At 62.2% G+C, this 25,909-nt stretch carries 24 protein-coding genes and 1 riboswitch; of the genes, 20 read left to right on the forward strand and 4 right to left on the reverse strand.

The features are described 5' to 3' along the window. Window positions 1–39 precede the first annotated feature (39 nt). From M728_RS20450 to M728_RS20515, 14 genes are all read left to right on the forward strand, one after another. Window positions 40–1,509: a DUF6212 domain-containing protein gene (locus M728_RS20450; RefSeq protein WP_026619914.1), complete on the forward strand. Its 1,470-nt coding sequence runs from the start codon at window positions 40–42 to the stop codon at window positions 1,507–1,509. Beyond that, window positions 1,499–4,177, forward strand: coding sequence for a glycosyltransferase (locus tag M728_RS20455; RefSeq protein WP_026619913.1), 2,679 nt, complete (start codon window positions 1,499–1,501; stop codon window positions 4,175–4,177). The genes M728_RS20450 and M728_RS20455 overlap by 11 nt, the downstream gene beginning before the upstream one ends. Window positions 4,178–4,214: 37 nt before the next feature. Continuing rightward, window positions 4,215–5,393, forward strand: a complete 1,179-nt coding sequence (locus M728_RS20460) for a polysaccharide pyruvyl transferase family protein (RefSeq protein WP_026619912.1) — start codon at window positions 4,215–4,217, stop codon at window positions 5,391–5,393. A gap of 45 nt (window positions 5,394–5,438) precedes the next feature. Then, a complete protein-coding gene (locus M728_RS20465; protein ID WP_026619911.1) occupies window positions 5,439–6,611 on the forward strand; it encodes a polysaccharide pyruvyl transferase family protein in 1,173 nt (390 codons plus the stop codon). Window positions 6,612–6,642: 31 nt separating this feature from the next. Next, window positions 6,643–7,734, forward strand: coding sequence for a hypothetical protein (locus M728_RS20470; protein WP_026619910.1), 1,092 nt, complete (start codon window positions 6,643–6,645; stop codon window positions 7,732–7,734). A 73-nt stretch (window positions 7,735–7,807) separates the two neighbouring features. Next, window positions 7,808–8,689, forward strand: a complete 882-nt coding sequence (gene rfbA / locus M728_RS20475) for a glucose-1-phosphate thymidylyltransferase RfbA (RefSeq protein WP_026619909.1) — start codon at window positions 7,808–7,810, stop codon at window positions 8,687–8,689. Further along, window positions 8,682–9,245 carry a dTDP-4-dehydrorhamnose 3,5-epimerase gene (gene rfbC / locus M728_RS20480; RefSeq protein ID WP_026619908.1) on the forward strand — a complete coding sequence of 188 codons (564 nt, stop codon included), beginning with the start codon at window positions 8,682–8,684 and terminating at the stop codon, window positions 9,243–9,245. The genes rfbA and rfbC overlap by 8 nt, the downstream gene beginning before the upstream one ends. An 11-nt stretch (window positions 9,246–9,256) precedes the next feature. After that, on the forward strand, window positions 9,257–10,327 hold the full coding sequence (gene rfbB / locus M728_RS20485) for a dTDP-glucose 4,6-dehydratase (RefSeq protein WP_026619907.1): 1,071 nt from the start codon (window positions 9,257–9,259) through the stop codon (window positions 10,325–10,327). Then, window positions 10,324–11,217 carry a dTDP-4-dehydrorhamnose reductase gene (gene rfbD, locus M728_RS20490; protein ID WP_026619906.1) on the forward strand — a complete coding sequence of 298 codons (894 nt, stop codon included), beginning with the start codon at window positions 10,324–10,326 and terminating at the stop codon, window positions 11,215–11,217. Before rfbB ends, rfbD begins: the two co-directional genes overlap by 4 nt. Window positions 11,218–11,449: 232 nt before the next feature. Further along, window positions 11,450–12,277 (forward strand): transporter substrate-binding domain-containing protein, encoded by an 828-nt coding sequence (locus M728_RS20495; RefSeq protein ID WP_026619905.1) that lies wholly within the window; start codon window positions 11,450–11,452, stop codon window positions 12,275–12,277. A gap of 160 nt (window positions 12,278–12,437) precedes the next feature. After that, window positions 12,438–13,718: an FAD-binding oxidoreductase gene (locus tag M728_RS20500; protein WP_026619904.1), complete on the forward strand. Its 1,281-nt coding sequence runs from the start codon at window positions 12,438–12,440 to the stop codon at window positions 13,716–13,718. Window positions 13,719–13,734: 16 nt separating this feature from the next. Then, the gene (locus tag M728_RS20505) at window positions 13,735–14,706 is read left to right on the forward strand and encodes an amino acid ABC transporter permease (RefSeq protein ID WP_026619903.1); all 972 of its coding nucleotides are present in this window, start codon (window positions 13,735–13,737) and stop codon (window positions 14,704–14,706) included. After that, window positions 14,696–15,577, forward strand: coding sequence for a DMT family transporter (locus tag M728_RS20510; RefSeq protein WP_026619902.1), 882 nt, complete (start codon window positions 14,696–14,698; stop codon window positions 15,575–15,577). Before M728_RS20505 ends, M728_RS20510 begins: the two co-directional genes overlap by 11 nt. Before the next feature lie 16 nt (window positions 15,578–15,593). Then, complete coding sequence (locus M728_RS20515; RefSeq protein ID WP_051440856.1) at window positions 15,594–16,349, forward strand: amino acid ABC transporter ATP-binding protein; 756 nt, start codon at window positions 15,594–15,596, stop codon at window positions 16,347–16,349. Between the two features lie 83 nt (window positions 16,350–16,432). On the opposite strand, the gene M728_RS20520 is transcribed toward M728_RS20515, so the two are convergent. Both M728_RS20520 and M728_RS20525 read right to left on the reverse strand, forming a co-directional pair. Then, entirely contained in the window at window positions 16,433–17,245 is an 813-nt protein-coding gene (locus M728_RS20520; RefSeq protein ID WP_026619900.1) for a PfkB family carbohydrate kinase, read from the reverse strand. Window positions 17,246–17,323: 78 nt separating this feature from the next. After that, on the reverse strand, window positions 17,324–18,337 hold the full coding sequence (locus M728_RS20525; protein ID WP_026619899.1) for an SIS domain-containing protein: 1,014 nt from the start codon (window positions 18,335–18,337) through the stop codon (window positions 17,324–17,326). Between the two features lie 222 nt (window positions 18,338–18,559). Here M728_RS20525 and M728_RS20530 point away from each other — a divergent pair, with 222 nt between their 5' ends. From M728_RS20530 to M728_RS20545, 4 genes are all read left to right on the forward strand, one after another. Then, a complete protein-coding gene (locus tag M728_RS20530; protein WP_026619898.1) occupies window positions 18,560–19,291 on the forward strand; it encodes a GntR family transcriptional regulator in 732 nt (243 codons plus the stop codon). 191 nt (window positions 19,292–19,482) lie between these two features. Further along, window positions 19,483–19,629, forward strand: coding sequence for a DUF1127 domain-containing protein (locus tag M728_RS20535; RefSeq protein WP_084044359.1), 147 nt, complete (start codon window positions 19,483–19,485; stop codon window positions 19,627–19,629). Window positions 19,630–19,887: 258 nt separating this feature from the next. Further along, complete coding sequence (locus tag M728_RS20540) at window positions 19,888–20,922, forward strand: GH25 family lysozyme (RefSeq protein WP_026619897.1); 1,035 nt, start codon at window positions 19,888–19,890, stop codon at window positions 20,920–20,922. Window positions 20,923–21,026: 104 nt separating this feature from the next. Beyond that, window positions 21,027–22,031 (forward strand): serine hydrolase, encoded by a 1,005-nt coding sequence (locus tag M728_RS20545; protein ID WP_034883256.1) that lies wholly within the window; start codon window positions 21,027–21,029, stop codon window positions 22,029–22,031. 208 nt (window positions 22,032–22,239) lie between these two features. Here the strand turns inward: M728_RS20545 and M728_RS20550 are convergent, their stop codons facing one another. Beyond that, window positions 22,240–22,899 (reverse strand): peroxiredoxin, encoded by a 660-nt coding sequence (locus M728_RS20550; RefSeq protein WP_026615134.1) that lies wholly within the window; start codon window positions 22,897–22,899, stop codon window positions 22,240–22,242. Window positions 22,900–23,130: 231 nt separating this feature from the next. Continuing rightward, window positions 23,131–23,233, forward strand: a riboswitch (TPP riboswitch). 66 nt (window positions 23,234–23,299) lie between these two features. Between M728_RS20550 and thiD the strand changes: the two genes are divergently transcribed. Continuing rightward, window positions 23,300–24,133: a bifunctional hydroxymethylpyrimidine kinase/phosphomethylpyrimidine kinase gene (thiD, locus tag M728_RS20555; protein WP_051440855.1), complete on the forward strand. Its 834-nt coding sequence runs from the start codon at window positions 23,300–23,302 to the stop codon at window positions 24,131–24,133. 17 nt (window positions 24,134–24,150) lie between these two features. Beyond that, the gene (locus M728_RS20560) at window positions 24,151–24,264 is read left to right on the forward strand and encodes a Tn3 family transposase (protein ID WP_245269678.1); all 114 of its coding nucleotides are present in this window, start codon (window positions 24,151–24,153) and stop codon (window positions 24,262–24,264) included. Here the strand turns inward: M728_RS20560 and M728_RS20565 are convergent. Continuing rightward, entirely contained in the window at window positions 24,259–25,830 is a 1,572-nt protein-coding gene (locus M728_RS20565; protein WP_084044357.1) for a succinylglutamate desuccinylase/aspartoacylase family protein, read from the reverse strand. The genes M728_RS20560 and M728_RS20565 overlap by 6 nt on opposite strands. Window positions 25,831–25,909: the final 79 nt, after the last annotated feature.

The raw sequence follows: 25,909 nt of genomic DNA on the forward strand, positions 1-25,909 counted from the left end.
TAATTCGATTTCTTTTGAGGTCGCTGCGTGCAAGAGTTGATGTCTTCTAGCGTAAGGCAATCGCCCGCGAAGCGAAGGCTGGTCGTGGCATCTGATCGGGACCGGGCAAATGTCGAAGGGAGCGACATCGAGCATCTGGTCCATTTCCTTGAGACGGGTACAAGCTCTCAAACTCCACTACAAAACGCGTTCCCGCTTGTAGGTCTTGCCTTCTCCGATGAGGGGGAGGCTGAGCTGAGAGAGGGACTTTCGGCCGTCCATGCGCTTGGAACTGTTCCCGAAGTGCCCATTCAACGGGTTGACCTGAGCAGCAAAGCGGAGAGCTTGGCGCTCGTCCGCGCCTTGGTCGAGGGCGGCGTCGGGCGGCTTGCCCGTTTCACCACGTCGGTCACTTCCGAGCTTGCCATTCTCAGACGCGAGCGCGAGGCTCTGCTCGAGAACTACCGGGCACTCGAAGACGCGTTCCAGGCGCGAAACTGGGAGCCGGTCACCGAAATCTTCGCGCACGATCCTTATGTCGATCCGAAGGACGAGGGGATCGGCCAACTCCTTGCAACCGGCTATGTCGAACAGCTCCTGCCGGTCTCAAGCCACGGTGTCGCCGGCGTCGCGCTTCATCTCAATTCCGTTCCGAGGGAAGGCGGCGAGCTGAGCGTGATGCTGAGCTATGTCGAGAACGGCGAAGGCGTGGCCGAGTGGACCGTGCCCTACGCGCAGCTTGCCGGCGGCTGGAACTTCTTCGCACTGCCGCGGACCTGCGGAGGCGGAGCGAGGACGCTCAGGCTCCGGGTCTCCACGACGGGCGCGGAAACGGTAGGCCTTTCGCTCGGGTACCCGATTGCCAGCGAGCGATACACGGCGCGATCGGAGGCCCCCCACGCCGATCTCGATCTGCGCCCCCTGGCGTTCCGGGTTTATACCGGGTTGCCCGGTGTCAGGCCGACCCGGATGCCCAACATGATCGCTCCGACCGCTCTGCTCGACGGCCATTTCATCGAGGATTACCGCCTGGCGGTCGACCTTTTGAGCCAGATCGTCGACGTCTCCGTTACCCCGATCGTTCCGGAGTTCCAGACCGTTCGCTTCCTCGAGCACGAACATGCCGTCGTGTGCCACCCGCTAGCGAGCGGCATTTCGGCCGGCACCATCGGCCGTGCGGTGGAGCCCGGCACCATATCCTTCTCGGCGAGCGCCATAATCGACCATCCGAAGGGTGCGCCTGCGGCAGTAAGCTTTCTGCTCGCGCCGGCCAATTCGAATGCGCGCTCTGAGGTGGCCGAACTTGCGCGCAAGGGTTCAGCCAAGCCTTCCGCGTTCTTCAGCGGATGGCGTGAAGTGACTGCCGAGCAGGCCGTCAACATCAACTTTCAACTGGACGAGCCGGTGCGTGTGCCGATGGATCTGATGATTCTCAGCCGCGCCGTGACGGATTCCGTCGATTTTTCCTGGCTCAAGGTGTCCGGCTTCCGCCTGGTGAAGCAGTCCGGAGGGACATCCCATGTCCGCTAGCACGGAAACTCCGGATCTGATCGCCGTCGCCATGCCGCTTTACGGCCATGCCGCACTCGTCCTGGAGGCGATCGAGTCCGTGCTCGCCTCCACTGTTTCGACGTGCAGGATTGCGATCGTCGTTTCCGTGGACGGCGATCCGCGACAGGAGACCTTCGATCAGTTGCTCCTCTATGCCGCCGCCCATCCAGCGGTTCATGTGCTCTTCGGAGCAAACGCCGGACCGGGCGGGGCGCGCAACCGCGCGATCGATTATGTGCTCGAAAACCTGCCGGAAGCGCGCGCCGTCTATTTTCTCGACGCCGACAATCGCGTCCTGCCCGGCACGATCGAAACGCTTTACGGGCAGCTCGCCGAGAGCGGCTGCGGCTGGGTCTACACCAATATAGACACTTTCTCGGTGAGCTGGCGCGCCCATTACGGCAATCGCTATTCGCGGCTCGTCCACTGCATCACGGACAATATCTGCGACACGGGCTCGATGATCTCGGTCGACGTGTTCCGGGCAGGTGTCCGCTTTAACGACGATAGGCAGAACGGCTTCGAGGACTGGGAATTCTGGCTGTCGTGCATCGAACACGGCTTCGTCGGCACGCCGTGCCACGACACGACCTTCGAATACCGGCTTCGGGCGGAGAGCCGATTCAAGGAGGCGAACCGGGACCGTGCCGCCTCGGTAAGCTTCCTCAGAAAGCGCCATCGGGCTCTGTTCCAGCGTCCTATGCTCGTCGATTTCGAGCATGAGGAATGCCCCCGTTATCTCTTCGCGCGAACGGAAGATGCGGCCATTTCGTTCTTTACCGACCCCACCAAGCCGCCGAAGAGGCTTCGTCTCGACGATATCATTCCGGCGTTCTGGGCAAGCATCGGCGAGCCCGATAACGTCCACTTCCCGCCCTTCCTGGTGGCCGGAAGCGGCGCGACGCTCGACCTGCTTCTGCGCTCCCGCATGCTGCCGAACGTGCTCTCGCATCTCGAGCGCCTGAGCGACAAGGCCAACGTCGTTTTCGTCCAGCTCGGCAACGATGCCGCACAGCGCAAGATCGAGCCGGTCTTCCATGAGGCCGGGGCGCATGTGGGGCATGCCGATCTCATCTTCCTGTCGACCTCGCTCGTGCGCGACGTGATCCACAACAACGCCCTCGATTGGTTCGCCTCGATCGGCAACCAGCAGGTCTGGCCCACATCGGCCGTGCTCAAGGTGCGCTTCCCGTTCCCGCGAACGCTGCCGCGCCGCTCGCTCATCACGCCTCAGCAGGTGATGATCAATTGCGTCAACGCCATCGCGACGAGCCCGCTCAGACGCACAGCCGGCAGGCGCTGGACCTGGCGCCCGGCGCGGCTGGTGCCCTATTCGGAGCTCCACAAGGCGCTCCGCCACGAGCTCGGCGGCTCGCCCGTCCTGCCGCTCGGCCATAGCGAGGGGGCCAAGCGAACGGCGGCGCTGCTCGTTCCCAACGCCTCCTTTGGCGGCGCCGAGAAGGTTGTCTACGCGGCGGCGCGCGAACTGAAGGCGGCCGGATACGAGACCCATCTGTTCGTGCTCGGGACGTCCAGAATGGACGTGATAGACGAGTTCGACCAAAGCTTCGACTACATTCACTTCTGGGATCAGGGCATCCCCGCCTGGGGCGGCTCGGGCTCCTTCCTCGGACAGGACTTCATTGCCGAGGGCCATGAGGTCGACTGGGCGGCGCTCAAAGGTCAATTGTCCGGCTTCGACCTCATCATCAATAATCATGTCATGGCGGTGCACCCGCTCATCGCCCGGCTGCGCTCCGAAGGCTCACGCACGGCGTGCTATCTCCACGTCGTGGACAATACGTATTTCAAGCGGCCTGCCGGCCAGCCCTTTGCCGCGATTGCCCATGAGCATTGCTACGACGCTTTCCTCACCTGCTCGGAGCAGCTCAAGATCTACCTACACAGCTTCGGCGTGCCGCATGAGAAGGTCTTCGCCGTTCCTAACGGCGCGAGCTTTTCCGTGCCGCCGAAAGTGCTTGCCGAGGTCCTGTCGGTTAGGCGGATCGAGCGCAAGGACGACCGGCTTCGCGTCCTCTACATGGGCCGGCTCGATCAGCAGAAAGGTATCGACCGGCTGGCGGCAGCGATCGCCGAGCTGCGCGCCTCGGGCGTGCCGTTCGACGCACGCGCCATCGGCGGCGAGATCCTCGCGGATGCCACCATTTCGTGGACGGATCGGCTGAGGGACCTCGGGGTCGAGGTGCGGCCGCCCGTCTTTGCAAGCAAGGATCTGATCAAGGCGCTCGGCTGGGCCGATGTGCTCCTCATGCCCTCGCGCTGGGAGGGCGCTCCCCTGATGATCGCAGAGGCGCAGCAGCTCGGCTGCGTTCCCATCGCCACCGCCGTCGGCGCCGTCGACGAGCTCATAACGGATGGGGAGGACGGCATCCTGATCGACGCCTCCGCCGATCCGCAGGTGGTGCGGGACATGGCGAAGGTCATCGAAGAGGTGGCCCATAATCGCCAGAAGCTCGCACCGCTGATGGAGGGATGCTTGAGAACGGCGGCCCGCCGCTCGTGGACATCCTCCTTTTCGGAGTTCCTCGGCTGGTGCGACCGCTCAGTGAACAATTCATCGCTCTCGCGCGCCAAGGTCATTCGCGGCCGCGAGACATCCAATCCCGAAGTTGCGGCAGTGGGCTGACAGGTTCCCGCCGATGTCAAAGAGAAGGGTCTAGTGCATGCGTCCAAGAATCCTCGTGACGGGAATTCCTGGTCATTACACGCGCCTTGCGAACGGCGCCCACGGCTTGTCGGTTTCCTATTCGGAGCGGCAGAAACAGCCCGAGACGAAGGAGGAGTTTCTTCAGGAGCTTCGCAACATCAGCAATACCGGAAACTACCTGATCGGCGAGGGGGCGTTGCGCGCGATCGCGCCGCACGCCAAGCAGGTGCCGTTCTGGCACCTCTACAATTGCAGCAAGAACGGAGTGGGGCTCGAGGAATTCAACGCGAACTTCGATATCTGCGTCTTCACCTGCGCCAATCTGCTGCGCAAGGGCCTCTCCGCGGACGCCGAGGCGGAAGTGTTGGGCAAACTCAAGATGCCGATCGTCATGCTCGGTATCGGCCTCCAGAACCGCCGGGATCTCGAAAACAGCCTGCCGGAGGGGACGAAGCGCCTCCTCGACGTGCTGAAGGAGCGTGAGCACTATTTCCTGACGCGCGGATTCGAGACGGCGGGCTTCCTCAAGGACCAGGGCTTTTCCTACGTCCAGCCGACCGGCTGCCCGTCCATCTATTTCATACCGCACAACATGCGCGCATCGCTGAAGAAGCTGCCGAAAGTCGAGGTGGGCAAGGCGCGCACCATCTTCTCCGGCTATCTCGGCGCAAACCACGATTGCATCGTCGACGCCGCGGCGCTGGCGCCTGAGGGTTCGCGCCCCCAATACGTGATCCAGGACGAGTTCCTCCACTTCGACATGACGGTGGAGGCGAATGGCGACGGGCGCGTCTATGATTCCGCCTCCGGCAGCATGCTCGGCGAGCTCAGCTATCCCGGTACCGAGCGGCTGAAAACGCCATTCGACGTTCGCACCTTCTTCGACACGAACCAGTGGCGCGCCTGGGCCTCGTCCATGGACTTCAACTTCGGCCGGCGTTTCCACGGCTCAATCATTGCCATGCAGGCAGGCGTGCCGAGCCTGATGGTGGCGGTCGATGACCGAATGCGCGAGATGTTGGGCTACACGGGCCTGCCGGCAATCGATGTCGTTGACGTCGACAAGGCGGAAAACAGGGCCGAATTCGTTGCCGATCATCTGGCCGGGCTGAATGCGTCGGAGCTCGTCGACAGGTATTCCGATCGCGAGCGCACGTTCCGCTCCGCGCTTCGCGAGATCGGCATCGGACATTAGTCGTTCACGAGCCTTCGCTGGTCTCGCACTAAATTGGGTGTATCGATGCGTATCTTGCTTACAGGAATCCCTTCATATCTGCAGCGCACCGTCGCGGGCGTAATCGGGGCGGAGGTCCGCCACAGGCCCTATTTCGACGAGGTCAGGACCAAGAAGGACCTGATCGATCAGGTCAGGAAAATCGCCAATACCGGCAATTACCTGATCGGCGAAGGTGCGGCTCACGCCCTGCGGGGGCATGACGTCACCTACGTGCCCTTCTGGCATCTCGCCAACAGCCGCAACTCGGACGAGGTCTATGAGCACCTCCATCAGCAGTTCGACATCTGCGTCTTCGCCTCGGCCAATCTCCTGCGCCCCGGCTACTCGGCCGCTCTCGAGGCGGAGGTGTTCGGCAAGCTGAAGATGCCCGTCGTGGTCATGGGTATCGGCATCCAGCGCAGAGAGGGGCTCAAGGAAAGTCTGCCGGCGGGAACCCTCAAATTCCTGGACGTGCTCAGAAACAAGGAGAGCTTCTTTCTCACCCGCGGCTATTTCACCGCCGAGTTCCTCAGGGAGCAGGGCATGAAGTTCGTGAAGCCGACGGGTTGCCCCTCGCTTTTCTTTGCACCGAACGAGATGAAGCGTTCACTGACAGCGCTCGCCAATCCGGAGCTGGCGTCGGCGCAGAAGATCGCCTTCGGCGGCTATCTCGGCAGCGTCGCCGATACGATCGTCGATGCCCACGCGCTGCTGAAGCCGGATAGTGTCGCAAGCTATGTCGTCCAGGACGAAGTGGTCGCATACAATCTCGCCCTGCCCGTCGAGGATGACGTCCATGTTTACGACCGGGCAAGCGGGCGCATCACCGGCCAGACCGAATACAAGCATTCGGAGAAATGGCAGAGGAAGCACGAGCTCCTGGTCTTCTTCGACACCAACCAGTGGCGCGGCTGGGTCTCGTCGCGGGATCTCTGCTTCGGTCGTCGGTTCCATGGTTGCGTCATCGGCATGCAGGCGGGCGTACCTTCGCTGATGATTGCCGTCGACGATCGCATGCGGGAAATGCTGGAGTTCATCGGCTTCCCCTATATCGAAGCGGCGATCTGGAACCGGGAGGCGGACAGAAGAACCTATCTCGCGAATTTCCTTGCCAATATCGACTCGCAGGCCGTTATCGATCGCTACTCGGCCTGCGAGTCCAACTTCCGCAGCGCTCTCGCGCATGTGGGCCTCTAGGCGCGGGAGCGGGAGGGCAGGGCCCGTCGCGCTGCTCTTCGCCGCGCTGCTGGCGCTTTCGCCGCTCGCCCATGCCGGTGACCCCGCGGCGCCCCGCATCGGCGTCAACCGCCTGCACCTCGCCTGGCTCCCTCGCGCAGAGCAGGAGAGAATATTGAAGGACATCGCCGCGAGCGGCGCGACCCATATCCGGGTCTCGCTGTCGCGGCCGGTCGACAAGAGCATCGAGGCGGTGGAGATCGCAAGCAGGCTCGGTCTGCGCATCCTTCTCGAGATCCAGCTCGCGAACAAGAGCTACTATCCGGAGAACGCCCGTCCGCGCACCGGCTTCGGCCGCGTCTGGGACATCTATCGCTTGTCCGATCTCGATCCCGACCGATACCGCAAGAGCCTCCACGAAGCGCTCCAGCGCATCGACGCGCTCGGCATCCGCCTCGAAGCGATCGAGCCCGGAAACGAAATCAACTATGCCGGTTACAATGGAGACCTCGCCGTCTATCGGGAGCCGGGGACGCGAAGCCCGCGCAGCATCGCCGAGCTTCAGGACCGGGCTGCGTTCGAGCGGGGCCTCGACACCTACATTCGGGTTCTCGAAATCAGCCGCGACGAAGTGCGTGCGACGGTGCACAGCCGGGATGCCGCCGTCGTTTCGGCCGGTCTGTCCGACATGAGCGCCGAGCAGGCGGACAAGCGCGGCATGGAACGGCTCGACCCCGGCGACTTCATTGCCGCTCTCCGCCAAAGGGGCATGGACGGCCTCGTCGACGCCTACGGCATCCACATCTACCCCGGAAGGTTGGCCCCGGCCGCACTCGATCGCCGCGTGACGAACCTTCTCGATTTCTGCCAGCCGGCCGATTGGGGCAAGCCCTGCTGGGTGACGGAATGGGGGATCGCCAATACGGCACGTTCATGCCCCGTCGACGACCGTTGGCGCGAAAACACGATCAGCGCCATGCGGGCGGCATTCGGCCAGTTGATGGAAGCAAAGCGGCTGACGGCGGCCTTCTATTACGACTGGGATACCGAGCCCTCCTACAGCCTCTGGCGCTGCGGCAAGTTGAGTCCCGCTGCCGCGGCGGCGATCGAACCGGCCGAAATCGGAGAGGGGCGCGCGAAATGATCTGGAGTGCGCTCGACCGAAACTGCGGCCGCGGCTGTGGCCGAGACATCCGGGCAGGAAGCGGAGGTACCGCATGAAGGGTATCATTCTTGCAGGCGGCAAGGGGACGAGGCTTTACCCCGTCACGATCTCGGTTTCGAAGCAATTGCTTCCCGTACACGACAAGCCGATGATCTATTACCCGCTCGGCACGCTCATGCTGGCCGGAATTCGTGAGATCCTGGTGATCACCATGCCAAGGGACAGGCCGCTCTTCGAAGAGCTGCTCGGCGACGGCAGCGAACTCGGGCTCGCTATCTCCTATGCGGAGCAGCCCGAGCCCAATGGACTCGCTGAGGCCTTTATCATCGGCCGGAACTTTATTGGCGACGGTAACGTCGCCCTGATCCTCGGCGACAATATCTTCTATGGCGCGGGGCTGCCCGAGCTATGCCGAGAGGCCGCGGCGCGGGAAAGCGGCGCCACGATCTTCGCCCATCAGGTGGACGACCCGCAGCGTTACGGCGTCGTCAGTTTCAACAGCCGCACCGGGCAGGCGGAGACGATCGAAGAAAAACCGGAGCGGCCGAGGTCGAGCTGGGCGGTCACGGGGCTCTATTTCTACAAGAACGACGTGCTCGACGTCGCCGCCTCGATCAGGCCGTCCGCCCGCGGCGAACTGGAGATCACGGATGTCAACCGTGCCTATCTCGAGCAGGGAGACCTCCATGTTTGCCGGCTCGGACGGGGCTATGCCTGGCTCGATACCGGGACGCATGACAGCCTGCATGATGCCGCCTCCTTCGTGCGCACCATCGAGCACCGCCAGGGCGTCAAGGTCATGTGCCCGGAGGAGATCGCCTTCGAACTCGGCTATGTCTCGGCCGACCAGGTGCTCGCCCGCGCTGCCCTCCTCGGAAAGAATGAATATGCCGTCTATCTCCGGCGGCGCATCAGGGAGCTTGCCGATGCTTGAGATCAAATCCCTCGGCCTCGACGGTGTCGTGGAGATCGTCCCGCGCAAGCTCATCGACGAGCGAGGCTTCTTTTCAGAAACCTACAATGCGGCGAAGCTCTCGTCGCACGGTTTCGATCTGAGCTTTGTGCAGGACAATCATTCCTATTCCGCGGCAGCGGGGACGCTGCGCGGCCTGCATTACCAGCTTCCGCCGCGGGCGCAGGCAAAGCTCGTGCGCGTCGTCCGGGGACGGGTATTCGATGTCGCGGTCGACATTCGCAAGGGGTCGCCGACCTTCGCGCAATGGGTCGGACTCGAGCTCTCGGCCGAACGATGGAACCAGATACTGGTGCCCGTGGGATTCGCCCACGGCTTCCTCACTCTCGAACCGGAGACGGAGGTTGTCTATAAGGTGAGCGAGCACTACTCCGCCGAACATGATCGAGCGATCCGCTTCGATGATCCGCAGATCGGAATTCAGTGGCCTCTTGATGCCGGCGGTTTGCATCTGTCCACGAAGGACCGGAATGCGCCCCTGCTCACCGACGCCACACTTTTCGACCTCTCGGTGTAGGGGAGGCGGCGATGCGGGTCCTGGTAACGGGCGGGGCGGGATTCATTGGCTCTGCCGTCTGCCGGCATCTGGTTGCGAGCGGCGCCGAGCGTGTCGTCAATGTCGACAAGCTGACCTATGCCGGTAATCTCGCGTCCTTGCGGGCCGTCGAAGCGCAGCCGAACTACGCCTTCTATCGCGTCGACGTGTGCAATGAGCACGCGCTCCTGGACATCATGCGCCGCGAGCGCATCGACAAAGTGATGCACCTTGCGGCCGAGAGCCATGTCGACCGGTCGATCGAAGGGCCGAACGCCTTTGCCGAAACCAATGTCGTCGGCACGGTGCGCCTGCTCTGCGCCGCGCTGACCTACTGGTTGGAACTTGATGCCGACGCCCGCGACGGATTCCGTTTCCACCATGTCTCGACCGACGAGGTTTTCGGTGATCTCCCCTTCGACAGTGGCTTCTTCTCCGAGGAGACGCGCTACCAACCGTCCTCGCCCTATGCCGCGTCGAAGGCGGCGGCGGATCACTTCGTTCGCGCCTGGCATCACACCTACGGACTGCCGGTGGTGCTTACCAACTGCTCCAACAATTACGGCCCGTTCCATTTCCCGGAAAAACTGATCCCGCTCGTCATCATCAATGCCCTTGAGGAGAGGCCGCTGCCGATCTATGGAACCGGTGCGAACGTCCGCGACTGGCTTCATGTGGACGATCATGCGCGGGCGCTCGAGCTTGTGATGACGAAGGGCAGACCGGGAGAGAGCTACAACATCGGTGCGCGTGCCGAGCGTAGCAATCTCTCGGTGGTGGAGAACATCTGTGACCTGCTCGACGTCCGTTTGCCGCGTAGAAGCGGCAGACGCTACCGAGATCTGATCGCGTTTGTCTCCGACCGGCCGGGCCATGATCGGCGCTACGCGATCGACCCCTCGAAGATCGAGCGGGAACTTGGCTGGAGGCCGAAGCGGGGGTTCGAGGCCGGCCTGAGCGAGACGGTCGATTGGTACCTCGCCAACGGCTGGTGGTGGGAGCCGATTCGCCATGAGCGCTATGCGGGCGCCCGTCTCGGCGAACAACGTCGGAGGGCCCGATGAGGATTGTCGTCACAGGCTGCAACGGGCAACTGGCCCAAAGCCTTGTCGAACGCTCGCGCAAGCGGGCGGACATCGAGGTGGTGAGGGTCGGGCGGCCGCATCTCGATCTGGCGCGCGCGGAAACGATTCTGCCCGCGATCGAGCGCTGCCGTCCCGATCTTGTCATCTCGGCTGCCGCCTATACCGCCGTCGACCAGGCCGAGGCCGAGCCGGAATTGGCGCTCGCCGTCAATGCCACGGGGGCAGGCGCGGTTTCCGAAGCGGCCGCCCTTCTCGGGCTGCCGGTCATCCATGTTTCCACCGATTACGTCTTCGACGGGAGCAAGGAAGGCGCCTATGTCGAGGACGATCCACCGGCTCCGCTGAGCGTCTATGGTGCGACCAAGCTTGCTGGCGAAAAAGCCGTGGCGGCGGCAAATCCACGCCATCTGATCTTGCGCACGGCATGGGTTTACAGTCCCTTCGGAAAGAATTTCGTGAAGACCGTGCTGCGGCTTGCGGAGAACCGCGAGGAGATTCAGGTCGTGGCCGACCAATGGGGCAATCCGTCCTCGGCGCTCGACATCGCGGAGGCCGTGCTCGAGGTGGCGGCGCGAATGATCCAAGCCAGAGATGACAGCGTTTTCGGCGTCTATCACCTCGTCGGCACGGGCGTCACCAACCGTGCGGATCTGGCGCGCCATGTCCTGGCGGTGAGCCGCACCCGCGGCGGCCCCTGGTCCATTGTCCGAGACGTCACGACAGCCCATTTCCCGACGCCGGCGCGCCGTCCTGCCAATTCAAGCCTGTCGACAGCGAGGTTCGCGGCGACGTTCGGCTGCGTCATGCCCGCCTGGCAGCACTCGGTTGAGACGGCGGTGGAGCGGCTCCTCCGAGACGGACGGCGCTGAATCTTTACAGGGGTGCGCCCTCCGTTCCGAACCAGCGGCCAGGCGTTCGTCTCAGGAGAATGCGGCGGCAGAGCCTATAGCTGCCATCACGAATCCGCATGGTTTCATCATTTCGTTTCATGGACGGAGCGACGATCCCGCCTTGACACGAGGATCGTTCGATTTACAGTTTATGTTGTCAGACATCTTACAGGAACGGGAACCCACGGCTAACGAAAAACAGGAGGAATGCGTGAAAAGACTGTTTACACAGCTTGCCATCGGCGTCGCCGCGCTGGCCTTTGCGACTGCGGCACAGGCGGGTGAAACGCTCGACCGGGTCATGGGCAAGAAGGCCATGGTGGTCGCCACCAATAGCGGCTGGCCGCCCCAGAGCTACCTCGACGACAGCAATCAACTCGTCGGCTTTGACATCGACGTCTCCAAGGAAATCGCCAAGCGGCTCGGGGTCGAGGTCAGCTTCGAGACGCCCGACTGGGCCACGCTGACCGGCGGTCGCTGGCAGGGACGCTACGATCTCGGCGTCGGCTCGGTCACCCCGACAAAGGCGCGCGCCCAGGTGATCGACTTCGCCGGCATTTATTACTACAGCCCTTATGTCTATGTCCTGCACAAGGACAGCCAGGCGAAGGCCGTTGCCGACCTCAACGGCAAGATCATCGGAGTCGAGACGGCGACGACGTCGGAAGACTACATCCGCCGCCAGTTGGAAATCGATGCACCCGGCCTACCGCCGGTCGAGTACAAGCTGGAGCCGGGCGAAATCCGCACCTTCGCCGACTCCATGCTGCCTTTCGACGATCTGCGTCTCGGCGACGGCGTGCGCTTGGACGCGGTCATTGCGCCGGAGCAGACCGCGCTCAACGCGATCAAGAATGGCTACCCGCTGCGCGTTCTCAATGGCGAATATGCCTTCAAGGAGCCGTTGGTGGTGATTGCCGAGAAGGTCGACGCGGACTGGACGAAGAAGGTCGGCGACATCATCGCCGAGATGAAGAAGGACGGTACGCTCGCGGCCCTGACCACCAAGTGGTACGGCAAGGATTATAGCGCCGACTGATGTCGCCGGATCGTGATTTGGACCTCACCGGCCAGATCGCGATCCTGATCCGACCCGGCGACGTGTGGGCGCGGCATGCGGCGGGCACCGCCCGCTACGCCTTGTGCCGCGCCGGCACCGCTCCAGAATCCACCGTCAAGCGACCTTTGCACGAGAGAAGATGTCCTATCCCGAGACCTATTACACACAGACTTTGGCCGACGCGAAGGTCAGACCAGTCCTGTCAGAAGTGATCGAATGCGACACCGTTATCGTCGGAGGAGGGCTTGCAGGTCTGACAACCGCGCTGCAGCTCGCGCGCGCCGGCCAATCGGTTGTCGTGCTCGAGGCGGAAAGCGTCGGCTTCGGCGCTTCCGGCCGCAATGGCGGCTTCGTCAGCCCCGGCTTTGCTACCGGCAGCGCCGAGATCGCCCGCAGGGCGGGAGATGGGGCCGCCCGGCAATTGCATCTTCTTTCGATCGAAGGCGTCGATTTCGTGCGCGAAACGATCGAGGCGCTGCAGATCGACAGCGCCCGGCCGCAGCCCGGAATTATGGGCGTCGTGCGCTATGATGACGGGAACAGCCTGAAGGCCCATGCGGATGAGTTGAAGCGGGCCTATGGCTACGAAATCGACTATCTCGACACGGAGCAGGTCCGCTCGGTGCTCAAGTCGAAGCGCTACTTCCATGGGCTGCGCGACCGACGGGCCTTCCATATGCATCCGCTCAATTATCTGCGCGGGCTTGCCGACGAAGTGGAGCGTCTCGGCGGGCGAATTTATGAGGGATCGGCTGCGACGGGAAGCGCGGTCGGCGGCGCCGAAAAGGTGGTGTCCACCGCCCGCGGCCGGGTCAAGGGGCGCCAGGTTGTCTTCACCACCGGCGGCTATACAGGATCTCTCAACGGCCGGCTGAAGCGCTCTTTCCTGCCGATCGCGACCTACGTGATGGTGAGCGAGGAGGCATCGGAAATCCTGCGTAACGCCATCGCCACCACGGACGCGGTGGGCGACAACCGGCGTGCCGGCGATTACTACCGGCTGGTCGACGGCGGAAGGCGACTGTTGTGGGGAGGAAGAATCACCACGCGCTCAGCCTCGCCGGCCACGCTTGCGAGGGAATTGCGGCGCGAGATCGTCGGCACATATCCACAGTTGAAGGATCTGAAGACGGAACTCGCCTGGTCGGGCCTCATGTCCTATGCGCGCCACCTGATGCCACAGATTGGTGAGCTGCAGCCGGGTGTCTGGTATTGCACGGCTTTCGGCGGCCATGGCCTCAACACCACGGCAATCGGCGGGAAGCTGGTGGCCGAAGGCATTTTGGGACAGTCCGATCGCTACAAGCTTTTTAAGCCCTTCGGACTCGTCTGGGCCGGCGGCTATGCAGGGCTCGCCGTCGCCCAGCTCACCTATTGGAAATTGCAGGCACAGGACTGGTGGCGCGAGCGCGCGGCCTGAACGCCGGAGGGAACGAATGATTGGTCGCCTGATACTGACTTATCCGGATACCGCGCGACGCACGGGGGTTTTCGTCATCCTCGCGCTCATCACTCTCGCAATCTACGGACTCGGGGTGAGCCCGGCCTGGATCGGGCACGTGCTGCCGACGGCATCGGACTGGCTCGCCGCCAACCCTGCACTTGCAAGGCTGATCGGCGCGATGATGATCGCCTCGATCGCGGCCGTGAACTGGAAGGCGCTGCGGCAACTGCCGCGCAGCTTCCAGGTAGTCGGCGTCTGGATAGAGCTTTTCGTGCTCCTGATGCTGTTTTTCTATTCCTTCGATCTTTCCTTTGCTTTCATTGCGAAAAAGGTCGGCTTTCTGATCTCGCAGGGCGTGGTAACGACACTCTATATCTCGGTGATCTCGATTGCGGTCGCGACCGTCATCGCGCTTGTCGGGGCGATCGCGAAGCTTTCCAAGAACGGCGTCATCTACGGACTTGCGACCTTCTATACTTCCCTCTTCCGCGGCCTGCCGCTCTTGATGCAGATCTACATCATCTATCTCGGGCTGCCGCAGGTCGGCTATGTGATCAGTGCGGTTCCGGCGGGCATCCTCGCTCTTTCGCTCTGTTACGGCGCCTACATGACGGAGATTTTCCGCGCGGGCATAGAGAGCATTCCGCGGGGGCAGACGGAAGGGGCGACCGCGCTCGGCTTGAGTCCGAGTCAGACGATGGGGCTTGTGATCCTGCCACAGGCGATGCGCGTCATCATCCCGCCGACCGGCAACCAGTTCATCGCGATGCTGAAGGACTCCTCGCTCGTTTCCGTCGTTGGCGTCTGGGAGCTCATGTATCTCGCCCGCACGCAAGGGCAGACCGAATTCCGTCACATCGAAATGCTGATCACCGCCTCGATGATCTACTGGATCCTTTCGGTCGGGCTGGAATTCCTGCAATCCCGCATCGAAGCCCGGTTCGGACGCTTCAATGTCCGCTGATGCGAAAATCGCGCCGGCAAGGGCCGGCATGCGGCGGAACCTACGTGCCGCCACGCTAGGCTTCATGGCCTTCGCGGTGTTCTCCGGCGCCGATGTGCTGGTGAAGCTGATGGCGGAGCGCTTTCAGGTGCCGCAGGTGACTTTCATGATCACGATTGCGGCCCTAGTGCTCCTTGGCGTTTATGCCGGCGCAACCGGCAACATCGGATCGTTCCTGCCGCGCCACCCGCGTTTGGCCCTCATACGCGCGCTCCTGCTTGCCGTCGATACGCTGCTCATCCATTACGCGTTTTCGATGCTGCCGCTCGCCGAAGCCTACCTGCTGGCGTTCCTAACGCCGCTTCTGGTGGCGATACTCGCCTTTGTGCTGCTTGGCGAAAGATTGTCGCCGCTGGCCTGGAGCGGAGTGATGATCGGTTTCGCCGGCGTTGCCATTGCGCTCCGGCCGGGAATTGCGCCGCTCAATCTCGGCCATGCCGCGGCTGCGGCCTCGGCTCTCGCCTTTGCTCTTTCCCTTGTTCTCTTGCGGCGCGCGAAGGCGAGCGAGAGCGACCTGGCTCTGGTCGCGACGTTGCTCGTGGTGCTTGCCGCCACCGCCTTGAGCGCCTCCATGATCAGCGGCGGGCTAGAGGCGGCGACGGCAACCGATCTTCTAGGCGCCGGCGCGGCCGGTCTCTTGCTGCTGGGCGGCCATTTCCTCCTGGTGCGCGCCTTTCGCGTCGGCAATGCATCGGTCGTGGCGCCGTTCCAATACAGTCAGATCATCTGGGGCGGCCTCTATGGGGCTCTCCTATTTTCCGCTCCGATCGAGCTGCACACGATTATCGGCGCCCTCGTCATCGTGCTCTCCGCATGGCTCGTCCTGAAATAAAATTCTGGAGGTAAGAATGCCCACTTCGATCGACATGGCCACCTCGGAGATCGCGCTGCGCGGTGTCCACAAGTGGTACGGCCGCTATCACGCGCTCGACGACATCAACCTCTTGATCGCGCCGCGTGAGAAGGTGGTCATTTGCGGCCCGTCAGGCTCGGGAAAGTCGACGTTGATCCGCTGCATCAACCGCCTCGAGGCGCACGAGCAGGGCGACATCACCGTCGGCGGCGTCGAACTGGGCGAGGACGAGCGCAAGGTGGACGCCGTCCGGCGTGAGGTCGGCATGGTCTTTCAGCAGTTCAACTTGTTTCCGCACCTGACCATCCTCGAGAATTGCATCCTCGCGCCGATGTGGGTGAAGAAGATGCCGCGCAAGCAAGCGATCGAGATCGCCATGCACTATCTCGGCCGGGTGCGCATTCCGGAGCAGGCGAACAAATATCCGGGCCAGCTTTCGGGCGGTCAGCAGCAGCGGGTTGCGATCGCCAGGGCGCTCTGCATGAACCCAAAGGTCATGCTCTTCGACGAGCCGACATCCGCCCTCGATCCGGAAATGGTCAAGGAAGTGCTCGACACGATGGTGGCGCTGGCGAATGATGGCATGACCATGATCTGCGTGACGCACGAGATGGGTTTTGCACGTCAGGTGGCGGACCGGGTGATCTTCATGGACCGCGGCCGCATCGTCGAAGAGGGCGAGCCGGAAGAATTCTTCGCGCGCCCGAAGACGGAGCGCGCCAGTCTGTTTCTGAGCCAGTTGCTGCATTGACGGAAAGCCGCGCGGCCGAGCAGCGAGCCGCGCGGCCCCTGTACGCCTCCAGCGCCTAGCGAGGCGGGGGTTTAGCCGGTACGTCAGATCGGCTGCGGATCCTGCGGAAACCCGCCAATATGGGTGCAGGTCAGTGCCGCCAGATCGCGCCCGGCGTGCAGGCTTTCGGCGAGCGGCCGACCCGCAATATGGGCGGCTATGAAACCGGCGATGAAACTGTCGCCGGCGCCGGTCGTGTCGACCACCTGCACCGGCCGGATGCCGGCCGCGGCGCATGTCGCGCCATCGCTTGCAAGCGAGCCGCGGCCGCCGCGCGTCACTACGGCGAGGCGCGCGCCGCCGGTCAGAAAATCATGGATAAGGTGTTCGGCCCTGGAGTCGTCCTCGCCGGCCGAGCCGAAGGCGATCGATAGCCCCTCGACGCCGACATTGGCGGCAGCGGCATTCACCGAGACATCCTGCGAGACGCGGACGCCTGCCATCGAAAGCGCTCGACGGAGCGCGCCGCCGTCGTCGAGCCAGCCGATGTGCACATGGTCCATCGTTTTCAGCGCCTCGAAATCGGCTGGCTCCGGCCGGTATCCTGCACAGACCCCGAAATCCTCGTAAACGAAAATCCGGTCGCCCGCGGGCGTGACGTCGATGTTGGTATAGGCGGTATTGCCGTCGCGCTCGCGCAAGTAGTTGACATGCACACCATTGTCACGCAGTCCGCCGCGGACCTTTGCGCCGTCGTCATCGCGGCCTATGGCGCCGAAGTAGAAGGCCTGATGGCCGAGCCGCGCGAGTTGAACGGCGACATTGATCGCATTACCGCCGACGTAGGATCGTGTCGGGGGAGGGAGGAAGCGATCGATGCAATTGTCGCCGACGGCGGCGAAACGGAAAGAGGCCATGACTGTCTCCGGGCGTGGTGACGAGCCCGCGGACGCGAGGGGGCGTTCCGCGGCCTTCATGCTTTGCCGTCTGTCCTGTCAGTATGCAACGCGCTTGTAGTAGCGCCGCGTCGTCAGCGGATGATTGCGCATGACTTCGAGATGCGCGCTGATGCGTTCGAGCACGGTGGCAAGAACGATCGGCGAGACGGAACCGCGCACCTCAGGGGAAATGCCGGGCAGGGCAAATTCCGCGGTGTCGAGCACCGTCAGCTTGTCGGTGTAGTTACGAGCGAAATTCTCTAGGCGATCGGCGAGCGGCCGCAGGCTGTCCTCGCCCTTGAAGAGAACCACGCTGACGTCCTTCTCGACGAGCTCCAGCGTACCGTGGAAGAAATCGGAGGCGTGGACGGGACGGGTGCGGATCCATTGCATTTCTTCGAGAATGCACATGCCGTAATAGAAGGCCTCGGGCCAGACATTCCCTGCGCCGGTGATGATATGATAATCCGAGCCGGCAAGGATTCTGGCGAAGTCCTCGGCCTTTTTCTCGTAGCTGCGCTTCACCTCGAGCAGGAGTCGCGGAAGCGCCTCGAGCTCGCGGACGACCTGGTCGTAGTTCTCGATTTCCCCGCGATGGCGCATGATCGAAAGCGCGATGAAGAGCGATTGCAAGTAGAAGGACTCGCAGGACGTGTCGTCCTCGGCGAAATTGACGAAAGCGTGATCGCCACCTTTGCCGAGCGGGGTTTCTTCATGCCCGACCAGCGTCAGCACGGTTGCGCCAACCTCCTTCGCCTTGGCGAGGAAAGCTACGCTCTCCTTCGTCGTGCCGGAAAGGGAGGGGATGACGACGATCGACTTCGCCGTGAGGTTTGCCGATCCGGTGACGACAAGTTCCGCGGGCAGGTCGATGAAGACGGGGAAGCGCGACTGGCGCTGCAGCAGTTGGGCCGCAGGCTGCATCAGAATGGCGGCGCCGCCGGTTCCGAGAAAGAAGATGTTCTCCGCGCCCTTTTCAAGGCAGGACGCAATGACTTCGTCCAGGCGCTGTCTGAGGGCGACCGCGCCCGACTGGATACGAAGGAATCTCTGTTCGTCAAAGTTCAGCATGGTTTTCTCTCGATTGGCGCTGCAATTGCCCGCTCGTTGCGCAGCAATGTTGTAAGACAACTGACAACAATGCCCATGTGTGTCAAGGGAGATATCTTGCGCAATCCGGATAAGGTGATGCCCGAAACGGATTGCGGCCTGCACGGCAGTTGGCGAAGCCTTGACCTGTCTGGATTTGTCAGACAAGAAGAATTTCATCTGCTTTCATTCGGAGAGAGGAAATTGGACGAGCCCCTTCGCGACACGCGCACTCTGGTGATCCAGCTTCGCGACCGTATTGCCGACCTGATCCGCGACGAAGGGCTCAATCCAGGCGACAAGCTGCCGACCGAGGCCCAGCTTACGCAACGCTTCAAGATCTCACGACCGGCGTTGCGCGAGGCGCTGAAACTGCTCGAGCAGGATGGAATCATTTATGTCGAGCACGGCCGGGGCAGGTTTGTTTCCCCGATGTCGGCCGTCCAGGTGGATCGACCGATCACCGTATTCGAAAGCGTCACCGATATGACGCGACACTACGGCTATGAGACGGTCAGCAAGGTGCTGTCGATCGCCGAGGAGATGCCCGATGCGGCCACGGCCGAACAATTGCGGCTTGGGCGAGGCGAGCGGGTCATCCGCCTTGAGCGGCTGCGGCTGCAGGAGGACGAACCGATCCTCTACTCCGTCGACTACATACCGCGCAGCATTATCCCCTCGCGGCTTTACGATATCGATTGGAGCGGTTCGCTGCTGGAGCTGCTCGATAAATACAAGCATCGGCCGCGCATGTCCGCAGCGACCGTCTCGGCGGTAATGCTGCCGGAAGAGGTGGTCGAGCGACATGATCTGAGGGATTTCGGACCGGCACTGCTTATCCGCGAAACCTGCTACAGTCCCTCCGGCATGCCCGTTATCTACGCGATCGATTACCATCGCGGCAGCCACTTCACCTTCAGCTTCGCGCGCAAATAGCCGCAAAGACGGCTCGAGACTGGATCTTGCACTCGGCAAGACACCGTCGCACCCATGCATCTGACGCATGGGAGCGCTGAAGTCTCAGCGCTGCAGTCTGCGAAGGGTCTGCATTATATCCTGCTCATCGAAGCGAGCGAGGCGCCGCAGATTGGCAGCCAGGCTCGAACAGCCCAAGAAAGGGGATCAAAATGAACGTAGCACGCTCTTTCAACAACTGGCGCAGGTATCGTCAGACGGTTGCCGAACTGGGCCGCATGTCGACCCGCGAACTACACGACCTCGGCATCGATCGCGCCGATATCCATCGTGTTGCCCGGGCTGCCGTTGGCCGCTAAAGCCCCCGCTACGATATAGCTCAGATCTGTTGAAGCGCCCGCATCCTCTTGAGCGGGCGCTTTTGTTTTTCCCGAATATCACCGGCACTATCTCGGTGGCGGACGGACGCTCGTAGCTAATTTCTCCTCCGCGCACCCGGCAGCGTCATCCGTAAAGATTGGATTCAATCTTTCTTGGTAATTTCCCGTTAGCAAGTCACGTCAGTGGGTCCTGACGGCGCCGAACCTCGCCGTCATTTGTTTCGCGTGCGGGTTCCTATGCGTCGTCTATCGAGTGTTTCTGCAATCTTCCTCGCCTGTGTGGCTCTGTCTGCCTGTGGATTCGGGGGCAGTCGGGATCGCGCCCAGCGGCCGTCGCGAGAGACGACGAGTTCGGTCGTCCGGCCGGCAAGCCCCGTGCCTTCCACGAATATCGTCGCCGGCGATGTGCAATCCGCTCCGCCGCAGGAGGCGTTGGCCTGGGCAGGGCCTCCCCCGGAGCCGCAGGCCTTCATGCCGGCAGAACGAGCCGCAGGCATGCCCGTGCCGTCTGAGCGGCCGATCGCCATGCTTGCCCCCGACAATCCCGCGATCGAGAGGGCGCCGCAAGGCGGCCGCGCACGCATTTACAGCCACCGCTTCCGCGACGCTAAGCCGATCAATTTCGGCAAAAGGTCCCCCCGCAAGCTCGCCGTCCACGGCGTCGACGTCTCGCGCTGGCAGGGTGACATTGATTGGGTGAAGCTCAGGACGCAGGGCGCCAACTTTGCCTATATCAAGGCGACCGATGGCGGCGATCATCTTGATCCCATGTTCAAGAAGAACTGGCGAAGGGCGCAGGCAGCCGGGCTGAAGCGGGGTGCCTACCACTTCTTCTACTGGTGCCGCACCGCCGGCGAGCAGGCCGACTGGTTCATCCGCAACGTGCCGCGGGAAGCGGACGCGCTGCCGCCGGTCATCGACGTCGAATGGAACGGCGAATCGAGCTGCAAGAGGCGGCCGTCGCCTGAGCGGGTGCGGGAGAAGATGCAGGTCTTCATGGACAAACTGGAGCGGCATTACGGCCAACGCCCGATCATCTATACCGCCCCGGATTTCTACCGCGACAACCTGAAAGGGGCGTTCCCGAATCATCCCTTCTGGCTGCGCTCCGTGGCCGCCCACCCGTCAAAAGTCTACCCCGGCCGCAAATGGCTCTTCTGGCAATATTCCGGCTCCGGCCTCTCGCACGGCGTCGATGGCAGGGTCGACCTCAATGTCTTCAACGGCGGCGAGGAGGACTGGCACAACTGGGTTGCGGCACGTTCGAGCTGAGGACGACCGCACGCGGGGATCAACCGCAACGAGCGAGCTTCACATCGTCGTGAGCGTTGCATGTGGTTGATGACTTGGCCGGCCATTCGCCCTAGGTCGATGGCATGAGGCTGATCGTCGCTCTCCTGTCCTTCTTCGCCGTCCTGCCGCTTGTCGGCGCGCAGGAGCGACCCAACGTGTCCCTCCTGCTGGAGAGCCTCGCCGGCAGGGACGACCTCAAATCGCTGAAAACCATCATCGTCGCACAGGACGGCAGGACGGTAGCCGAAGAGGGCTATCGCGGCCACACGCCGTCCGAATCAACCAACATCAAGTCGGCATCGAAATCGATCGTCTCCGCGCTCGTCGGAATTGCGATCGACAAGGGCCTGCTTGATGGCCCGGAGCAGAAGATCGCACCACTCCTGAAGGACGATCTGCCTTCGTCGGCCGATCCGCGCATCAATGAAATTACCGTCGGCAATCTGCTATCGATGCAGGCGGGGTTGGGGCGGATGTCAGGACCGAACTACGGTCGCTGGGTTTCGAGCCGCAACTGGGTTCGTTTCGCCCTTGCGCAGCCTTTCGACGACGAGCCGGGCGGGCGGATGCTTTATTCGACGGCCTCCACGCACCTGCTTTCGGCGATCCTGACGAAAATCAGCGGCAAGTCGACCCTGGCGCTTGCGCGCGAGTGGCTCGGCCCGGTCGAGGGGTTCAGGATCGGTGCTTGGGACCGCGATCCGCAAGGCATCTATCTCGGCGGCAATCAGATGGCGATGAGTGCGCGGTCGCTGCTCGCCTTCGGCGAGCTCTATCGGAACCGCGGCCGGACTGAGGATGGGCAGCAGATCGTCCCGACCGACTGGGTCGATCTTTCCTGGCAGCCACGCACGGCCTCCCGCTTCACCGGCGATGGCTATGGTTATGGCTGGTTCATGCGTCGCATCGGCGGCGATGATGTCTATTACGCCTGGGGCTATGGCGGCCAGATGCTCTACATCGTGCCGTCGCTGAGGCTGACCGTCGTGATGACTTCAGACGAAAGCGGGCCCTCGGCACGCAATGGCTATCGCGATGCCCTGCATGGCGTCCTGGCCGAGATCATGGCGGCTATGAAAGCCGGCTAGCGCAACGCCCGCCGGTTTGCGCGATACTTTAAGAACGCACGCCAGAGACGCGCAAAATCTCAAAGATTTCGCGCGTCTCTGACCTACGACGCCGTGCGTCTTTTCAGACGCACAGAGGACGCTGTAGCACTTCGAATAGCTGCATGTTTTTGTCCTTAAATCGGGTGCGATTTAAAAAACATGCAGTGGCTTGCGAGCCAAGCCGCCCTCAGGCCGTCGGCTGCTTGGTCTTCCTGAGATAGGGAAGAACGGTGTCGAACGAGCCGAAGCGTTGGATTGCGTCCTCGTTGGACACGGCAGCCGTGATTATGACATCCTCGCCCTGCTGCCAATTGGCCGGTGTCGCCACCTGATGCTTGGCGGTGAGCTGGATCGAGTCGATCGCCCGCAGGATTTCGTTGAAGTTACGGCCCGTCGTCATCGGATAGGTGAGGATCAGCTTGATCTTCTTGTCGGGACCGATGACGTAGACGGAACGCACGGTAGCGTTATCGGCGGGTGTACGGCCCTCGGAGGTGTCGCCGGCGCCGGCCGGCAGCATGTCGTAAAGCTTGGCCACCTTCAGATCGCGGTCGCCGATCAGCGGATATTCGACGTCAAAGCCCGTTGCAGTCTTGATGTCGTTCTTCCATTTGGCGTGGCTTTCGACCGGATCGACGGAGATGCCGATGATCTTGACGCCGCGCTTGCGGAACTCGCCTTCGATCCCGGCCATGGCGCCGAGCTCGGTGGTGCAGACAGGCGTGAAATTCTTCGGGTGGGAAAAGAGTACAGCCCAGCCATCGCCGATCCACTCATGGAAATTGATCGTGCCCTGCGTCGTCTCGGCGGTGAAATCGGGTGCTGTGTCGTTTATGCGGAGGCCCATGGCTTGCTCCTTTCTGGTCGCAAAAATTCGGCTAAGGATAGCGCAATCGTGGCAGTTTTCGAGGAGGAAACGCGCGATCGTAAACGATAAGGGAAATGGCTGCATTGCGGTCTATCGAATTCCGGGAAATATATCCTCAAGAAAGGCGCGACTGCAATCTCCGAGCGAGTCGGAGCCCGAGGACCGACGGGTTCCGCACGTTGACATCGCGGCGACGCCGACCATACATTCTTGCATTCCGAGGGGTGCACCGGGCGGTGCTGAGACGGCGGTGAGCCGGACCCTTGAACCTGATCCGGGTCATGCCGGCGTAGGAACGGAAGGAGGCCGTGTCCGGCCAAACTAGCCACTTCTTCGCTTCTGCCTGGATCTCCGTGATGTGCCGTCAAGGAGGTCGATTATGACGTCTGTTCCCCCTTTCCCAAGCGTAAGCAAGACGCCGATCGCTCTCACCATCGCCGGATCGGACTCTGGCGGTGGAGCAGGCATCCAGGCGGACCTCAAGACCTTCTCGGCGCTCGGCGTCTACGGCGCCAGCGTCATCACCGCGATCACCGCCCAGAACACGAAAGGCGTCAGCGCGGTCGAAGATGTTTCACCAAACGTCGTCGCGGCGCAGATCGATGCGGTACTTTCCGATCTCGACGTGGGCGCCGTTAAGATAGGCATGGTCTCGCGCCAGGAGACGATCACTACCATCGCCAACGGATTACGGCGCTTCGACAAGCGAGCTGTCGTCGATCCCGTCATGGTCGCGACCTCGGGCGACCCCCTGCTTCGGCCGGATGCGGTTGCCGCGCTGATGGAGGAACTGTTGCCGCTGGCCCTCGTCGCCACGCCCAACCTGCCCGAAGCGGCGCTGATCACGGGGCGCTCCGTTGCCGAGGATGAAACGGAGATGGCTCGGCAGGCGGAAGCTATCATTAGGGCTGGCGCGCATGCTGTGCTTATCAAGGGCGGGCACCGGAAGAACGGCGAGGCCACCGATCTATTCTTCGACGGGGGGGCCGTTGTCCGCCTTCCTGCACCTCGGATCAACACTCGCAACGACCACGGCACCGGTTGCACGCTTTCCGCCGCGATCGCGGCCGGACTCGCGCTGGGGCGGCCCTTGGGCGAAGCGGTCACCATCGCCAAAGCCTATTTGCACGCCGCGCTCTCCGCGGGCGGCGGGTTGAAGGTTGGGGAGGGACGGGGACCCGTACACCATTTTCACGGTTGGTGGGGCGAGTGATGCACTGATCGGCATGCATGACAGGCACCCTCGACTGGATCCACGACGAGCAGCTTCGCAAGACCACGACCGCCGAACTGAACAAGGGCAAAAGCCGCAACAGCCTTGTGCCTGCCGGCAGGACTTTATGAAAATCTGCTACTCATCCTACCAAAATAGAATAATTCTTTCCCTGGCTCCGGTGCTGAATCTGGAAATATGATGTATCCGGCGTCCGGTGCATTAATCTCTTCACCGGACGCTCTGTGGGCTATGATGTCGCCTGCGCCGACCTGATCGCCGGTTTTCCATGCCTTAGCCAAGCGATCATCAGGATCCTCGGCAAATATCACATCTACAAGCTCGATCGCCCACTTGACGGTCCGTTCCGGAAAAGGCGCATCGATGAGTTTCAAGGCGGCAAGGGCCCGGCGTATGGCGTTCGCTGCGATGACGGGCGCTTGTGAATCCAAGTGCGAACCACATTCGAGAGTGACGCCATAGCCACCGGCAAACCGCATGTATTCTGTCGTCCCCACACCGGACGACAGCGAGAGTGTCAACCCGCCATGGCTCCACTCTGCACGGCCAGTTCCTGCCATCAAGGCGTTCACATTGGTGGAAAGCCAACCGTGGAGGATCAGATCTGGTCCTAATACGGAAGCAAATGCTTCCTCTTCAGCAGCGCGCGCGAATGGTTCGATCAGGCTATCGTGGTCTCGCGGCCCGACAAACACGAAAGGAGATCCCTGAGATCGAAACGAGTGCAGGTCCAAAAGGACGTCGTGCTCCCGCATCATTGCGCAAATCTGGTTCGCGACGTAGTCTTCATACTGCTTCGGTACGGTTACTTCGCGCAGGTCTCGGTTGAAATTGCGATCCCCTTCGCGCTCGCCTTTCAAGAACGCTTTCAGGTTCACGACGGGAACAAAGGTTACCAACCCGCGCTCAATCTTCAGCTTACGTCCTGTGCATTCGGCGATAATTGCCCGGATTGCCTGGGGGCCGCATATTTCATTGCCATGCACCGCACCCAAAACGAGAAGGCGCGGTCCCGGCCGCAGGCCTCTGAATTGGTATATCTCGATCGGGCCCGGCTGAGACGGCTGCTTATCCGTTGGTTCGTCGAAATCGATGTCGATGATCATGCCCGGCACGAGCCGGGAAACAAGGCGTTGCAGATCGCTTTCCCGGACCGCGACGCATCCCGCAGTTCCCGACATGTCGGCTTTGGCAGCGTGAATGAAAAGCGCGCTTCCCCGATACGGCTCCACGCTGGCGTCATTGTAACCAATCGGCACGACGATATCGAACGGGAGCTCCGACCGTATCCTGTTGATGCGCTCTGCGTCCGGAGCGCCCCCGGGAGTAATCGTGAGGCGATTGTAAGTCGGGCTCTCGGCGTCCTCTTCCCAAACCATTTCGTCAGTCATAGGAACGAGCGGGAACGACAATCCGGAGGACGGAGGCGTCCACCGGCTGGAATTGAATAAACCGTACCGAAGCGGAAATACGCCGATGGGAGTGCAGCCATCGCCCTCCCGCTTCAGTGAGGCCACGATCAATCCACCGCGCCCGACAACACAAGGGACCGTCCATTCGCCGATAGACAGTGTTCCATGGTGCAATTTCGTCGAGTTGCGCGGAACACGAACCTTCACCGTTGGAAGATGACGTTCATGAGGAACGACTGAGGCCACAGGAAGAAACTCCACCATGCCGGGCTCCTTTGAGTGCTCATGAATTATCGCCGTAACCTGGGTCGGCCCGGCCGGCAAAGGCCACGCTCGTGTGGAC

The organism is Ensifer sp. WSM1721, from assembly GCF_000513895.2.
Lineage (GTDB): Bacteria > Pseudomonadota > Alphaproteobacteria > Rhizobiales > Rhizobiaceae > Sinorhizobium.

Coding starts and splice junctions, on each gene's coding strand:
- M728_RS20450 (WP_026619914.1), top strand. CDS start 40: ATGTCTTCTAGCGTAAGGCAATCGCCCGCGAAGCGAAGGCTGGTCGTG.
- M728_RS20455 (WP_026619913.1), top strand. CDS start 1,499: ATGTCCGCTAGCACGGAAACTCCGGATCTGATCGCCGTCGCCATGCCG.
- M728_RS20460 (WP_026619912.1), top strand. CDS start 4,215: ATGCGTCCAAGAATCCTCGTGACGGGAATTCCTGGTCATTACACGCGC.
- M728_RS20465 (WP_026619911.1), top strand. CDS start 5,439: ATGCGTATCTTGCTTACAGGAATCCCTTCATATCTGCAGCGCACCGTC.
- rfbA (WP_026619909.1), top strand. CDS start 7,808: ATGAAGGGTATCATTCTTGCAGGCGGCAAGGGGACGAGGCTTTACCCC.
- rfbC (WP_026619908.1), top strand. CDS start 8,682: ATGCTTGAGATCAAATCCCTCGGCCTCGACGGTGTCGTGGAGATCGTC.
- rfbB (WP_026619907.1), top strand. CDS start 9,257: ATGCGGGTCCTGGTAACGGGCGGGGCGGGATTCATTGGCTCTGCCGTC.
- rfbD (WP_026619906.1), top strand. CDS start 10,324: ATGAGGATTGTCGTCACAGGCTGCAACGGGCAACTGGCCCAAAGCCTT.
- M728_RS20500 (WP_026619904.1), top strand. CDS start 12,438: ATGTCCTATCCCGAGACCTATTACACACAGACTTTGGCCGACGCGAAG.
- M728_RS20505 (WP_026619903.1), top strand. CDS start 13,735: ATGATTGGTCGCCTGATACTGACTTATCCGGATACCGCGCGACGCACG.
- M728_RS20510 (WP_026619902.1), top strand. CDS start 14,696: ATGTCCGCTGATGCGAAAATCGCGCCGGCAAGGGCCGGCATGCGGCGG.
- M728_RS20515 (WP_051440856.1), top strand. CDS start 15,594: ATGCCCACTTCGATCGACATGGCCACCTCGGAGATCGCGCTGCGCGGT.
- M728_RS20520 (WP_026619900.1), bottom strand. CDS start 17,245: ATGGCCTCTTTCCGTTTCGCCGCCGTCGGCGACAATTGCATCGATCGC.
- M728_RS20525 (WP_026619899.1), bottom strand. CDS start 18,337: ATGCTGAACTTTGACGAACAGAGATTCCTTCGTATCCAGTCGGGCGCG.
- M728_RS20535 (WP_084044359.1), top strand. CDS start 19,483: ATGAACGTAGCACGCTCTTTCAACAACTGGCGCAGGTATCGTCAGACG.
- M728_RS20540 (WP_026619897.1), top strand. CDS start 19,888: ATGCGTCGTCTATCGAGTGTTTCTGCAATCTTCCTCGCCTGTGTGGCT.
- M728_RS20545 (WP_034883256.1), top strand. CDS start 21,027: ATGAGGCTGATCGTCGCTCTCCTGTCCTTCTTCGCCGTCCTGCCGCTT.
- M728_RS20550 (WP_026615134.1), bottom strand. CDS start 22,899: ATGGGCCTCCGCATAAACGACACAGCACCCGATTTCACCGCCGAGACG.
- thiD (WP_051440855.1), top strand. CDS start 23,300: ATGACGTCTGTTCCCCCTTTCCCAAGCGTAAGCAAGACGCCGATCGCT.
- M728_RS20560 (WP_245269678.1), top strand. CDS start 24,151: ATGACAGGCACCCTCGACTGGATCCACGACGAGCAGCTTCGCAAGACC.
- M728_RS20565 (WP_084044357.1), bottom strand. CDS start 25,830: ATGGTGGAGTTTCTTCCTGTGGCCTCAGTCGTTCCTCATGAACGTCAT.